Raw genomic sequence first — 11,928 nt, 5'->3', positions numbered from 1 at the left:
CGGCCTCTGCCTACTTTGAGGCATGTGCAACCGCTACCGCGTCACCGCCAAGCAGCTCGAGATTGCGAAGCGCTATGGCCTCGATCCGGCGACGCTGTTTCCGGAGCCAGAGCGACTACCGCCCCCTGAGCTATTCCCGAAACGCCTCGGGTGGATCGTCCGGGGGGCGGGGGAAGGCGGCTCGACGCGATGAAGTGGGGCATCCCGCTGCCACCTACGGGAAAGCCGGTCACCAACGTACGCAACCTCAGCAGCCCCTTCTGGCGATCAATGTTGAAAGACCCGGCACGGCTCTGCCTCGTGCCGGTGACGGACTTCTGCGAGTGGTCTGGGGAGAAAGGGTCGAAGCGCGAGCATTGGTTCAGCCTGCCGTCCGCTCCGATCTTCAGCTTCGCCGGCATCTGGAGGCCAACCCTCGACGGAAATGCCTACGCATTCCTCACCTGCGGCTACGATGGGGATTCCTCGACACATATTGTCGGCGCCATTCACGAGAAGGCTTGTCCCGTGATCCTGCACGAAGAGGACGAAGATCGCTGGCTGTCTGGCGAGGTGGATGATGTGTGTTCGCTAGCGACTCCGTTTCCGTCGCAGCTCATGGCCGTCGCCTAGCCCGAACGTCTGCAATGGGTGGAAAGCGGACGCTCAGGCGAGTGGGAAATCGCGTTCCTCTGGCGTCGCCGCTGCTTCGGCGGCCTCGTTGTGGACCTTCAGAAATGACCCGCGCTCGCCGCCATCCAGGATCGAAGCGTCTGGGTCATAGTTCTGGATAAGCGGTAGCAGCTTGCTGGCTTCCACTACCGTTCCAGCGACGGGGATCAGCTTGGGATATTCAGGTCGTTCGACCTTCTGGCGATTGTTCCATCTCATGACAGAGCTTCACCAGAAAGGCCGTTGCCGCGCAAGCTCGCCAAAGTCCGCGTCAGAGTTAGTAAAGGGTGGAAGCGGGCCGTGGCTCAATGTCCGCACTGGGTGGAAAGTGGACGGTCGACGCAGTTACGACAAAGCTGTCACAACTCCATAGAGGCTGGTGATCGTCAGCACCGCTCCCACCAGGATCATGAGCTGCTTAGCTGGCAGGCGCTTGGCGACCACGGCACCTAGCGGGGCTGCGAGGATCCCGCCGGCAAGGAGGCCCAATGTTGCAGTTGTGAACGCCTCAAGTCCGAGTGCCGCAATGAACGTGGCCGAGATCGTGATTGTCAGGAAGAACTCGGCAGTATTGACGGTGCCGATCACTTTTCTCGGGCTTGCTCCCTGCACGAGCAGGTTCCCCGTAACGATAGGTCCCCAGCCGCCGCCTCCGGCAGCGTCCAAGAAGCCTCCGGCCAGGCCCAGCGCCGAGACAAATCGGGGCTTTCTCTCCTCCGCCGGAAACTTAAAGCCGCGCCACAAGAGGTAGGCGCCTATTGCAGCTAAATAAGCGAGGATGAGCGGGCGAGCCGTATCGGCATCCAGCTGCGTGAGCACATAGGCGCCAAGCACACCTCCGATCACACCGGGCAGGACGAGACGGGAAAACAGCCGCCAATCGACGTTTCGATGAAGCACGTGGCTGATGCCCGAGGCGCCTGTCGTGAAGCTCTCCACAACGTGTACCCCTCTGAAGCTGCAGCGGGTGGTACGCCCAATGTCACAAGAAGGGTGCTGGAAATGACCCCAAAGGCCATCCCCAGAGCGCCGTCGACGAGCTGCGCAAGGAACCCAATGAGGATGAAGAGCAGCAAATCTCCAGGCACAATGCCCAAATCAGGCACGAAGCGGCGACTCTTCCGGCGGCTGGAGCTGAGGGTTGCTGAGCAGGAAGGCGGCTGGAAGGCCGAGAGCCATCAGCGAGAGAGGCAACGCAATCAATGGAGCCGCTCCGGCCAGCCAGACCGAAGCGGCGGCTGCGACCGACATCATTAGCAGGGCGCTGAAGCTGGTTGCCTCCTCGGCGCCTTCTGCGGCTTCAAGGATGCGATCCCGGTCACTCATAACGAGCTGGAGGCGCCGAATCGTATCACTCGCAGTGGTGGTGCACACGCCCGGTATCAGCGCGTGCAGCAAGCAGGCGATGGCCGCAGCCACTAGCATGCACCCAACCGCGCCAGCGAAGCGCATGTGCTGGAAATAGGTCTCGCCAGCGCCCGATAGATGCCGCCGGCTTGCCTGCACAAGTGATCCCAACATCGACGCGCTCCAATGTGGCAGCGGAATATGCTTGCTAGATGACGTTACAACAAGATGCTGTGAGAGGTGGAACGCTGTCGGCGGTGGCGAGTTCGGCAGGAGCTTCCAAAGCATGACTCTCCCGGCGCCCCGGCTGCTTACCTGCCGGGGCGCTTTTCAAAAAACGCTGATCAAAAGGCAGCCATGCCGAACCCTTCGAGCAATCACCGTTCGTGTCTGCTTCTACTGCTTTTAGCGATCGCCATGATCGCGGCAGCCGCTTGGTATCTGACAGACTTCGTCACCACCCCGAGCACTGGCACGATGCCGGCGCCGCCGACCTCTAACTGAGCTTCTGCGCGGTCGAGATACTGGCCCACCAAGCCGCATAGGGCGAGTTCTTCACGAGCGTCCTGTTTAGATCTGGAGCGCCATCGGTCCACCAGACGGGTCCCCGCTCACCTAGCGCGCGCTTCGCCTGATCGACTGCGGCTCTTGCTTGTGCCAGAGCGGCAACGTCGCCGTAAGCTCTCCTGACAGCACTTCGCGCCAGGGCTAGCTCGCTAACGAGCCGCACGCGCTCCGCTTCATCAATGTGCGGGTTGCTGGCCCTCCAGAGGCGCGGGCCTGCCGAACCCTGAATCGCGATATAGCGACCATCAGGGGTCCGAGGCAGGCCCTTCACGGTTCCCTTCGACGCCGCGTCGCTCAGCGCTCTTCCTTGTCGGCTATCACCTTCTGACCCTGCGCCGTGACCGCCGCTTCGTGCAGCCGATCGCTAGTCTCGAGTGCAGCATCCGGCGTCAGCAGCACTGCCACGCCGTCGGGACCATCCACTACCACGCGGCCATCCAGAGCTTCGACGTCACTCGCTTCGTCATGCACTTTGTCATTCATGGTGCCGGCAAGCGCATCAATCGGCGTTCGGTTCCTCCACCTTCCTGTCCTGCACCGGTCGGCGCTGAGGATCATGCCTTCAAACGTCCTTGCGGGGCGGCGATGATCCAGGATGGTGCGCCTTCGGATGGGTCACCTCCCAGTCGAGCTGAGTCATCTCGGCCGCGACATGCTCGGCGATCTGCATCTCCAGCGTCGTCGCCTGCAGGCTCTGGCGCTTGTAGAACTGCAGCACCTTGTGCTCGATGAACTGCTCCCAGACCTTCTTCGGAACGTGCCTCAGCCAACCTGCAATGGCCGCGGCGAGTTGGCGTTCATTCATCTTGATTCGATCGCTCATTCGAGAACAGATATAGAACGTGGCTACCTGCCGCCAGATGCCGGGAAACAACTTTCTTCCGGGGCGGTTGCGCTGCCGAAGGAGTGCAGCGGTGGCTGAGAACGATGAGCTGGAGCAAGGAGCCCTCTTCGAGATCGAAGGTCCCGATGAGGACGAGTGCGTGTGGCTCGTGAGCGGGTCGGGACCTTCGGCCACCGTGGTCAACCTGGGCCCCCGGCCGGCCGTCGCTGAGAAGCTAGCCGACTGGCTCGCTGAGATCGACTTCGGAGAGCGGCCGTGATCCCCCGTTCCGTCTTGCTCCGCGACTTCGTGGGCGAGACGCTCCACATTCCAAAGGATTGGACGCCGACAGAGGCGAACATCAACGCGCTGCCGGCGCCCCTCAGGCTATTCTTCCACGACGTCGTCAACGACTGCGATCCCGCCGGCACGATCCGCGAGAATGTGTTGCTCAAGGATGAGAACTACGCTCTGCGGCTGAAGCTCAAAGAGCTGACCGATGCGCCTGCCGCCTGACCAGTGCGACCGCATCTTTGCAGGCGAGGCGCCGCTGAAGGTCTGGCGCGAGTTTCGGCAGCTCGCGGTCAGCGACGTGCGGCGGGACACCGGGATCCGGGTTGAGCGGCTGGAGAAGCTCGAGCGCGGGCTGGTGAAGCCAACGGGCGCTGAGATCCTTAAGCTGGCGCGCGTGCTCGATATAGCAGCTCACAACCTGGAGCCGCACGGGTCTCACCCACCTGAAGTGACGACCATCCTCCGCCAGCCCATCGCATCAATAGTACACTGCGCCGCGAGCCGCTAACCGCTTTCCTACAGGTTCGGCCTTGTGCTTCACGCTGGTGGATGAAGCGAGAAAACATGCGAAGCGATCGAAAGGTGGTTGGCAACCCTGCTGGTGAGCGGCGCTTTTGTGGCCGGAGCGGTCGAGGTGTTGAGAATGCTTGGTTAGCCTGCAGCGGCTGAAGCGTTCCCATCCATCATGATCTCCCACAGAACCAGTCCGTCCGGATCCGTGACGGTCACGTGCCAAGGGCGGCTGCCCCAGAAGCCTTCAGGAGCATCCCGCATCATCTCACCGCACGTGATGATGGCTTGGCGGCGGGCTTCAACGGGTCCGTCCAATTCAAAGCCGTCTTCATCGGTGAAGCGGGTGCCGGTTTGGGTATTGAAGAAATACCGGGGCATGAAGCTCTCCGCAAAGGTTTGGCGGGAGCTAGGCCGGGGTAAAATGCTCAATCTGCGCCTTACTTACCGGCGCCACACGCCCTCTTCAAGGGTGGGTTGTCAGATGCATAGACGCTAAGCAGACGCCAGCGGGGAATGCGGGACCGAAATAGATGGCGCCTCGGTCGCCATGAAAACCAGTGTGAACAGGGTCAGGTCAGCATGGTCTGTAACCCGCATCTTCCACTCTTCGCCAGTCCAGAACTTGTTGTCCCGCTCCTTCAACAGGGCAGCGGCGAAGCGAAGCGCTTCTGATATCGCGGCCTCAAGGCTTGGCAGCTCAGTCCCCTGAAGGTCGGATAATCCCGGCCATCTGCAACGTGGAAGAAAAACCGGTCCATGAGACGCTCCAGCAACGAGGCGGAGCGCAATGGTCTCTCAGCCGTCAGCGCCTAGGTCCGGCTAACGATGTGCACGCTGTAGCCTTTTGGAAAGCTGCTGTCGCAGCTTGTTTCGGTTACCCTACAAATTATGGTGTTGAAGTAGGAGGTGGTCATCGCCGCACTCGAGCGTGGCGAGCCGCTTTCTATCAGGCGGGCGCCAGCGCCGCTGCGATCGCCGACAAGCAGGCCAATTCAGCACCAGATTTGGCTCGGAGCGAAACAATTGGCACCTGAACCGCTTACGGCCGTTGTCAAACCCAAATCAGCATTGGAGCGAACCATGAGCGACGACAACTTCGTTGCAGTGGGATTGCTCACACGGCGCGACCTAGACGTATTGGGCAGCGGCTTCCGTCGAGCATTCCTGCTGGAGAAGAATACTGACTTCACAACATTGCTTGACCTAATCGACGAGGTCGATGGCAAGAGCCGGGTGGGACCACCTCCGCGGGCACACTGAAGGCACTGCGGGAGCAAGGTGCTGATGCCGGCGGCCACGAGGGAGAGGCGGCGGCCAAGCCTCGCTCAACGGGCTCTTCATCCCTTCGAAACTTCCAAGGTGACCGGCTGTAGCATCCTTTCACCCGCCATCGAGCCGCTTTTGGAAGCGCTGCGACAGGATCTCCGATCCTAATTGACTATCATTCCGCTCCCCGGGACGGAGCAACGAAACTGTGCGAGAAGCCCGACGCCCCTCGGGACTGGTCGGAAGCCAAATTCGTAGTAGTTGTACCACCCGTCTCAGCCGAGCCTGCCTCGATCCAACGAACTTCGGGCTTGCGCCGTTGAGCGCGTGCGGCGGGTTTCGTTTGATCGGTCAAAGCACCTCTCCCTGATGACCAGAGGCCGATGCACGTAATGTGGTGAAGGTTGCAAAACCACGAATAGACCGACCGCGGTTTACCAGCGCATGAAAATCAACGAGGCCGAAACCGGCTTGGTTTAGCCGACAGCGCGCTGGTGAAGCGGCGAGTGCATGAGTCCAAGCGCCTGTTTCGCCCCACGAATTTGATCATTGGGCCGATGCACCTCCTCTGCCGCTTCAAAGGCCATAGACCTGCTCCACATGCAGTCCTGCTGGTGGGACGGGCCGTGACCCCATGCCTTCGCTGCGGCGGACATTTAGTCTCGGACGGCGGTGATTGGGCTGAACTGAAAGGCGATAGGAGCGAGCGCCTTAGGCAGATAACGCAGATGCTTCAGCAAGAGTGAAAAAGATGCGCGCCTTAGTAGTCGAAGCGCATTCCGCGACATGAAGCGGAGCGCAGATGGTAATCTGCGAATATTGAGGTGGGCTTGTCCTTGGTCTGCTCAGTGATCGTCCAGCGCCAGCCAGACCCGGTGCGTGTGAAACGATTAAGGTACACCGCGCCTGAGAAGCGGTAGCGTTGCACGAAGCCGCCTTGTTCAAGCTCGCCGAGACCCAGCGAGGGTTCGTACAGGCCACCAGTTACATCGAGGAAGACTGACCCGATGGCTCGGGGCTGCTCGCCAGCACCATAGGTTATCGATGCCTCATATGGGTCTGACCCGATCGTTCGTAGTTGCAGATTGAAATAGCGGCGGCCTAGATGCCACTGACCGCGCGCAATTGCGGGAGTGTCTTCGCCGAGCGTTTTCCCGCTCACTCGCCAGCAACCTTGCAATTCGGCCACCCCGGCCAAACCAGGCGGCACGGTGTAAGCTGGCGTAGCCAGCATGATCAGCACCGTGAACACGTTGCCCGCTCCAGTGATCAGCTTGAGCAGCAAGTTGGCAGGATCACCTTACGTCCGCAATGGGTCGAAAGCGGATGTTCAGGCCGCCGAGCAACCGGCGAACGCGAATGCTTCACTAGTGGCGATTGAGCGCCGACTGGGCCCACCAGCGGATAAAGCTGTGATGGGCGTGCCAAGCCGCCCATGCCGCTTGGGCCCAAGCTCGCACCGCCCGAACATGATCGTCGCTGGATCCGTCGAGGGGAATGTCTGCAACGGTCACATCAAATCTCTCGGGGGGCTCGAGGAAGGGAATGCCGGCCTTCGACTTCGAGAGCCCAAGCATGACGTCGTTCGTTTCCCGAGGCGTCACAGGCCGTTCCAGCTGAAGCATCAACCGCGCGAGGTGAAGACCTACAGACTGTATCGCCCTTCGTTCGAGCGAGCCCGGGTGCTGAACCGCATAGACATCGACGCTCAGGCGGTGCGTGGGGAGCAGTTCCGCGTGCGAATACTCGCGCGCCAGGACCTCCCCGAACCGCGCCCAGCAGCCGGTGGAAGAGAGCATGTAAAGATGCGTCGGGCCATTGCCTTCAGCGAAGAAGGCTCCGCAACCGTGACATCGTTCCAGTCCCACCCACGCCGAATAGCCGAGCGACCCATGTCTGCAATGGGTGGAAAACGGACATTCAGGTATCGTCTCGTTCGAGCGCCTACTGCCCCAGGGACCCATCCGCAACGGGAGGAGGACGGCTGGCGCGTTCTAATCAGAGTGGCCGGGGCAGTCTCATCTCACCGCCAGGAGCATAAACAACAGCATGGCTGATGATACAGCAGGCGGTCGACGGCCGTTTGGAGGAACAGGCATCTTCACGCTTTTCTCACCGACCCATTCTGGTCGAGCTTGAGCGCTGCCCTCCATTCCGCCTCAGCGCGGGCTCGCAACTGTTCAAAGGTGTCATTCGGACGTTCGATCAACAGCGCTCGGTTCGTCCAGCTTAACGCGCTGGACTCAAGGCGACGCCGTGCGTTCGACGTGTCCATCAAACAGGCCCGGGCGAGGTCGGCTGCGGCAAAATCGCGACATCCCGCCGCGGTGTCCACGACAAACTCGTCGGTTTGCCCCGGAACCTGAGACTTCGCCTTTGGAGCACGCTTCATTGCTGCGTCTTGCCACGATCAGGATTCTCGTTTGGCTCATCCCATAAGGGGGGCGGGGGAGCCGTGGTCACGCCATCGCGGCCCGGGTCGAAATCCCGGAGAATGAGCATTGCTTCGGCAATCGTGGCACGTCGAGCCATCATCGCGGACACGTTTCTCATGATTGGCTGGAGAGCCGTGCGAGGGTCTGCCGTAAGACGCGGGATTGGTGCTGATAACTTCCTTGGCGAGGGCCATAGCTGCCGTCAGCGAAACGATCCGCATGACGCTGGGTCAGCCGACGAGCTTCGTCGGCCTGCGCGGGTTCTTGGCTATTTGCGGCGGGCATCGGGGATCACCTTCTCGAGTGCAAGCGAGAGCGCGGAGTCTCTCTGTCACAGGATGCTTGCTGGCGGATCAGGTGATCGTCTCTTCTACCACATTCGTAAGCCATCCGGAACCGGTGATGAAAATAAACTTATGTGCGCGGAATTGGGCGGGGTCATTTACCGCGACGCGCCAAAGATAAGCCTAGCTAAATATATCGACCGGTGTTATGCACAATCATCACCTGATCTTTTTGCAAGCTTCCTGTGACTGAGAGACGTTGTTGTGCTCTCGCTTGAAGATCATGGTGATGCTTATGGAAACCCAATATTGGCTCGACAGAGAGAGCTCGTCCGTGGAGATGGCGCGGACCGCAACAAGCTCCCGCGCTAGGCTTGCCCATTATCAACTCGCCGGCATGTATAGCGTGAAGGGGGCGCGAGCGGCTGAAGCGACGCGGGTGGCGCGACGTTTGACCGCCTCACTCATCATCGCTTCGACGCGGCCTCCGGGCCCCCTCAACGACAAGACATCCGATCACTTCTATTATTCGTGTTTGGAGCAGGGGGCGAAATACCTGGCCGACCGAGCCACGGACGCAGCCGAGCGGGCGAAGCACCTCGAGGCCGGCGCCGCTTATGCGTTGAGAGCCGAAGACGCCGCAGCGGACCATCAAGCCAAGAGACTTCTGACCAGATGCTCACATTAGCCGGGCGAGAAAAGGGACCACGATGAGAGAAGGAATGGGAAAACATCGAACGCGAGGCATTGGCGGCCGATCGGATACAGCCTTTGTGAAGGACCGCAGCATTTCGTTCGACATCGAGGAGCGGCTCTATCGCGACCGCGGCTATCTGCCGGATTTTGACGAACTGCGCTGGCAGACGCTGGAGGACGTGCCCGCCGCCGAGAGAGCTCAGTCATTGTTGTAGCGCGCGGACGCCGGGTGGCTTCCAGTTAGAACGAGGCACTCTGCCCATCCTAAGGCTCGTGATCTATTCGCCTGCCTCAGCCTCGTCGCACTCCTTTCGATGACGCTGTATCATCACTTCAGCCTCATCAACGAGTCGTTTGCTCGTCGAGATGCTTGCGCGAAGGTCGCGCTGATTCTTCTCTATCTCGGCGGCTTGGCGATTGCGGCGGTCGAGACGGGTTTGCGTGTCCGGGATCGGAGCTTCCTCTCTTGGGCTTGAACCGTTCAGAACGCGGTTCGATCCAAGCCACTCAACGGAGCCACTTTACCCTCCTCGTGCCATGCGCTGCAAAGGGAACAGTCGACCTCGTTGGCGGCGAACTCCTGCACGTGTTTTGCATCGCTACCGCCCTGTCTCAGCGACCTTGGCGATCCGGCAATACCGGACTGCCGCCGTCGTTCGATGCGACGCTTGGCGATGGCGCCAGGTCCGCTGGCGAACCGGCTGACCGATCGAACTCTTCGCTCCGTTGGTCGGCCCAGCGCAGGTCGGACTGTGCCTGTGCGGCACCGCGCTCCTGCGCCTCAACTCTTCGCGAGCGTGCCGCGACGACCTCGTCCGCAGCCTTGCCGTCCGCAGCGACCATCGCAGCGACACTCTCTGGCGACGATGCCTGTCCACAGCCGGCGGCGAGCAGGGCAATTGCAAGAACCCAGGGGTTCACGGCCCGCCTGCGAGATAACGCGATCACAGACGGCTCATGGCGTCTGCACGCGTTGTTGCTCGCCAAGGCTGTCCAGGAAGCTTGACCATGGTCTTCCTGCATATCGTGCAGTCGGTTACGAAGCGGCCATACTGCCAATGGCTGTTCTGAAGGTCCGGATTATGGCGGCCGAACAGGGAGTGGAGGCTCATGCTGGCGAGCTCTCACGATCAGCCCGGACGAAAGCCGGATTGACGGATTGGAGGCAACTAAGCCGAACGCTCATGGACATTCACCCGATTTGCAAGCGAGAGCACACAAAGTCTCTCTGTCACGGGATGCCTGCGGGAAGATCAGGTGATGAACACGATATGGGGAGCCGGGCTTCCGAATACGAGGACTGCTGGATAGTTCGGGGCGACAATTACAAGGAATGAACCTGCCCCGGCATCTTAAAACGAGAAGGCAAGGCGGGCTACGGCTGGAACATCCGCAACGGGTGGAAGGCGGACGTTCCGCTGAACGTGCGCAATAGCGGAGAGCGGACGCTATACGCTGGGATCGTTCCGAACGCCGTTCGCGCTGTTCTGATAGTTCGTCTCGTCGGAGGCATAGCTGCACCCGCGCACCAATCCGACCACTCCGACCACAATCACAGCTGCCACGGCAACCGAGGGGATCACTCCCCAGCGCTGCCTAGGGCGAGGTCCGTCGTCCGACATATTGCTCTCCTCGTGTAGGCTACGTCCATATGTGCGACGTTTGGGTCTCGCACCCAAATGGATCAGGTTCGGTCCACTTGCGTCGAGAGCTGACCCCAACCTGGTGTTCCGCAAGGGGTTTCGAGACGGACGTCAGCCGAACGTCCGCTTTGGGTCGGAAGCAGACTCTCGTCCGAACGTCCGCAATGGGTGGAAAGCGGACGTTGAGCATCGGCTGAGGTCGACCGCTCCTTCATTGAGCTTCGGTAAGGCAAACTGATGTGGAAGCCTTGGCCAATATTGATTCTGATGCTCGTCGCTTCCTGCACAATCGGGCCGCGCGCTATTCACCCCAGGGGACATCCTGCCTGGATGGTAGGGAAGTGGGGGTGGGTTGATGCTTCCGAAGAGTCCAAACTGCAGGGGGATTGTTCACCAGAAGTCGAATTCTACCGACGCGACGGCTACGTGGTGAGTGGTCAGACCTCGGTGCGATGGTGGATCGACGGCGACGAGCTCGTCAGGGTCGGCATGGGGAAGCTTACGGAGAGAACGCTGACGGGAAGGTCTACAGGAAGCGCTTCACCCGGATCGCTCCCGGCGTGCTGCTGTTCGACAGCGCCGAAACCACGCAGAAGCTGGTGCGCTGTGGAGACGTTCCACCGGAGTGGGAGTTTCGACCCATAGAGTAGCTGCTGGGTCCACTGATTTCTCCCTGGAGTGACTGATCGTGCAACGGCACACCGCATCGTCCGCAATGAGTCGAAAGCAGGCCTAGTCCACTGAGAGTCCGCTGATGGTGGTAAGCGGACATCAAGGGTGGCCAGGAGAGGCTAAGATTGAGGCTTCGCACGGTTGATGACAGCGAGGAAGAGAATGAAAGCCGTAGGATTACTTCTCGCGATCGTCGCAAGCCCTTCTTGGGCCTGTCCGCCCCCGCCTCCGCCGCCGCCCTCTCAGCCAAACTATTGGGTAGAGGTCACAGCTCGCGATTGGGTGAACCGTGCAACTCACATCGTCTATGGCCAACTTGTCGATGATCATGATGGACATGAATGGATGCACGACGTCAGACGCCTAAAGGTTCTGCACGTCTACAAGGGAAGCCTTACAAACGGAGCGCGCATCAAGGTCGAACTAGCCAGGCCGCAATGCCCAGAAGGTAAGCTCTCAATCAATGTATCGCGTGGAGCTTTCGGAGTGCTCCTGCTCAACAGATCCCGCGAGCCGTATGGAGCTTCCCCCTTTTTCACAGAAGCCGCTGTCGACGCGATGATACGGGCCGGGTTGATTAGTAGCTCGCGTGCTCCTGCTCTCCTCGAGAAGTAGCTGGCAAATGATCTTCGGCCACAGTCCGCAATGGGTCGAGAGCAGACGCTCCCACTGAATGACCGCTAAGGGTGGGAAGTGGACATTGCCGTGTTGGACATGGGACATGAGGAGGGCCGCGG

The 11,928-nt window shown here is 60.4% G+C and carries 16 protein-coding genes and 1 pseudogene; 7 read left to right on the top strand and 10 right to left on the bottom strand.

What is annotated here, in order from left to right:
- Positions 1–189: 189 nt before the first annotated feature.
- Entirely contained in the window at positions 190–612 is a 423-nt protein-coding gene (locus tag AC5JBD_RS02155) for an SOS response-associated peptidase family protein (protein WP_495720119.1), read from the top strand.
- 33 nt (positions 613–645) lie between these two features.
- On the opposite strand, the gene AC5JBD_RS02150 is transcribed toward AC5JBD_RS02155, so the two are convergent.
- The 5 genes and pseudogenes from AC5JBD_RS02150 to AC5JBD_RS02130 form a co-directional block, all read right to left on the bottom strand.
- Entirely contained in the window at positions 646–870 is a 225-nt protein-coding gene (locus AC5JBD_RS02150; RefSeq protein WP_495720118.1) for a hypothetical protein, read from the bottom strand.
- A 126-nt stretch (positions 871–996) separates the two neighbouring features.
- Positions 997–1,757, bottom strand: a pseudogene (locus AC5JBD_RS02145) (sulfite exporter TauE/SafE family protein).
- Positions 1,750–2,172 (bottom strand): DUF6356 family protein, encoded by a 423-nt coding sequence (locus AC5JBD_RS02140; protein WP_495720117.1) that lies wholly within the window; start codon positions 2,170–2,172, stop codon positions 1,750–1,752. Before AC5JBD_RS02140 ends, AC5JBD_RS02145 begins: the two are co-directional and overlap by 8 nt.
- Before the next feature lie 687 nt (positions 2,173–2,859).
- Complete coding sequence (locus AC5JBD_RS02135) at positions 2,860–3,048, bottom strand: hypothetical protein (RefSeq protein ID WP_495720116.1); 189 nt, start codon at positions 3,046–3,048, stop codon at positions 2,860–2,862.
- A gap of 79 nt (positions 3,049–3,127) precedes the next feature.
- On the bottom strand, positions 3,128–3,388 hold the full coding sequence (locus tag AC5JBD_RS02130) for a hypothetical protein (RefSeq protein WP_495720115.1): 261 nt from the start codon (positions 3,386–3,388) through the stop codon (positions 3,128–3,130).
- 91 nt (positions 3,389–3,479) lie between these two features.
- Here AC5JBD_RS02130 and AC5JBD_RS02125 point away from each other — a divergent pair, with 91 nt between their 5' ends.
- From AC5JBD_RS02125 to AC5JBD_RS02115, 3 genes are read left to right on the top strand one after another with little or no spacing between them, the layout of a single operon-like run.
- Positions 3,480–3,668 (top strand): hypothetical protein, encoded by a 189-nt coding sequence (locus tag AC5JBD_RS02125; protein ID WP_495720114.1) that lies wholly within the window; start codon positions 3,480–3,482, stop codon positions 3,666–3,668.
- Positions 3,665–3,904, top strand: a complete 240-nt coding sequence (locus AC5JBD_RS02120; RefSeq protein ID WP_495720113.1) for a hypothetical protein — start codon at positions 3,665–3,667, stop codon at positions 3,902–3,904. The genes AC5JBD_RS02125 and AC5JBD_RS02120 overlap by 4 nt, the downstream gene beginning before the upstream one ends.
- On the top strand, positions 3,888–4,190 hold the full coding sequence (locus AC5JBD_RS02115; RefSeq protein WP_495720112.1) for a helix-turn-helix domain-containing protein: 303 nt from the start codon (positions 3,888–3,890) through the stop codon (positions 4,188–4,190). The genes AC5JBD_RS02120 and AC5JBD_RS02115 overlap by 17 nt, the downstream gene beginning before the upstream one ends.
- A gap of 143 nt (positions 4,191–4,333) precedes the next feature.
- Here AC5JBD_RS02115 and AC5JBD_RS02110 read toward each other — a convergent pair whose 3' ends face one another.
- A complete protein-coding gene (locus tag AC5JBD_RS02110; protein ID WP_495720111.1) occupies positions 4,334–4,573 on the bottom strand; it encodes a DUF6894 family protein in 240 nt (79 codons plus the stop codon).
- 114 nt (positions 4,574–4,687) lie between these two features.
- Entirely contained in the window at positions 4,688–4,984 is a 297-nt protein-coding gene (locus tag AC5JBD_RS02105) for a DUF6894 family protein (RefSeq protein ID WP_495721167.1), read from the bottom strand.
- Between the two features lie 291 nt (positions 4,985–5,275).
- Between AC5JBD_RS02105 and AC5JBD_RS02100 the strand changes: the two genes are divergently transcribed.
- Positions 5,276–5,455 (top strand): hypothetical protein, encoded by a 180-nt coding sequence (locus AC5JBD_RS02100; RefSeq protein WP_495720110.1) that lies wholly within the window; start codon positions 5,276–5,278, stop codon positions 5,453–5,455.
- Between the two features lie 766 nt (positions 5,456–6,221).
- Here AC5JBD_RS02100 and AC5JBD_RS02095 read toward each other — a convergent pair.
- The 3 genes from AC5JBD_RS02095 to AC5JBD_RS02085 form a co-directional block, all read right to left on the bottom strand.
- On the bottom strand, positions 6,222–6,746 hold the full coding sequence (locus tag AC5JBD_RS02095) for a hypothetical protein (protein ID WP_495720109.1): 525 nt from the start codon (positions 6,744–6,746) through the stop codon (positions 6,222–6,224).
- 82 nt (positions 6,747–6,828) lie between these two features.
- Entirely contained in the window at positions 6,829–7,425 is a 597-nt protein-coding gene (locus AC5JBD_RS02090; protein WP_495720108.1) for a DUF5946 family protein, read from the bottom strand.
- Between the two features lie 137 nt (positions 7,426–7,562).
- Positions 7,563–7,853 carry a hypothetical protein gene (locus tag AC5JBD_RS02085; protein ID WP_495720107.1) on the bottom strand — a complete coding sequence of 97 codons (291 nt, stop codon included), beginning with the start codon at positions 7,851–7,853 and terminating at the stop codon, positions 7,563–7,565.
- A 1,100-nt stretch (positions 7,854–8,953) separates the two neighbouring features.
- Here AC5JBD_RS02085 and AC5JBD_RS02080 point away from each other — a divergent pair.
- Positions 8,954–9,091 (top strand): hypothetical protein, encoded by a 138-nt coding sequence (locus AC5JBD_RS02080; protein WP_495720106.1) that lies wholly within the window; start codon positions 8,954–8,956, stop codon positions 9,089–9,091.
- Between the two features lie 99 nt (positions 9,092–9,190).
- Positions 9,191–9,352 (top strand): hypothetical protein, encoded by a 162-nt coding sequence (locus AC5JBD_RS02075; protein ID WP_495720105.1) that lies wholly within the window; start codon positions 9,191–9,193, stop codon positions 9,350–9,352.
- Positions 9,353–11,928 lie beyond the last annotated feature (2,576 nt).

The sequence above is a fragment of the Allosphingosinicella sp. genome (assembly GCF_059502505.1).
The sequence above is the reverse complement of the archived record's forward strand: the minus strand, read 5'-3'. Positions and strand labels throughout refer to the sequence as shown.

Bases quoted from the DNA above. Each gene is read 5' to 3' on its own strand.
- AC5JBD_RS02075 (WP_495720105.1), top strand. From the start codon at position 9,191: ATGACGCTGTATCATCACTTCAGCCTCATCAACGAGTCGTTTGCTCGT.
- AC5JBD_RS02150 (WP_495720118.1), bottom strand. From the start codon at position 870: ATGAGATGGAACAATCGCCAGAAGGTCGAACGACCTGAATATCCCAAG.
- AC5JBD_RS02135 (WP_495720116.1), bottom strand. From the start codon at position 3,048: ATGAATGACAAAGTGCATGACGAAGCGAGTGACGTCGAAGCTCTGGAT.
- AC5JBD_RS02090 (WP_495720108.1), bottom strand. From the start codon at position 7,425: ATGGGTCCCTGGGGCAGTAGGCGCTCGAACGAGACGATACCTGAATGT.
- AC5JBD_RS02155 (WP_495720119.1), top strand. From the start codon at position 190: ATGAAGTGGGGCATCCCGCTGCCACCTACGGGAAAGCCGGTCACCAAC.
- AC5JBD_RS02110 (WP_495720111.1), bottom strand. From the start codon at position 4,573: ATGCCCCGGTATTTCTTCAATACCCAAACCGGCACCCGCTTCACCGAT.
- AC5JBD_RS02115 (WP_495720112.1), top strand. From the start codon at position 3,888: ATGCGCCTGCCGCCTGACCAGTGCGACCGCATCTTTGCAGGCGAGGCG.
- AC5JBD_RS02100 (WP_495720110.1), top strand. From the start codon at position 5,276: ATGAGCGACGACAACTTCGTTGCAGTGGGATTGCTCACACGGCGCGAC.
- AC5JBD_RS02140 (WP_495720117.1), bottom strand. From the start codon at position 2,172: ATGTTGGGATCACTTGTGCAGGCAAGCCGGCGGCATCTATCGGGCGCT.
- AC5JBD_RS02085 (WP_495720107.1), bottom strand. From the start codon at position 7,853: ATGAAGCGTGCTCCAAAGGCGAAGTCTCAGGTTCCGGGGCAAACCGAC.
- AC5JBD_RS02130 (WP_495720115.1), bottom strand. From the start codon at position 3,388: ATGAGCGATCGAATCAAGATGAATGAACGCCAACTCGCCGCGGCCATT.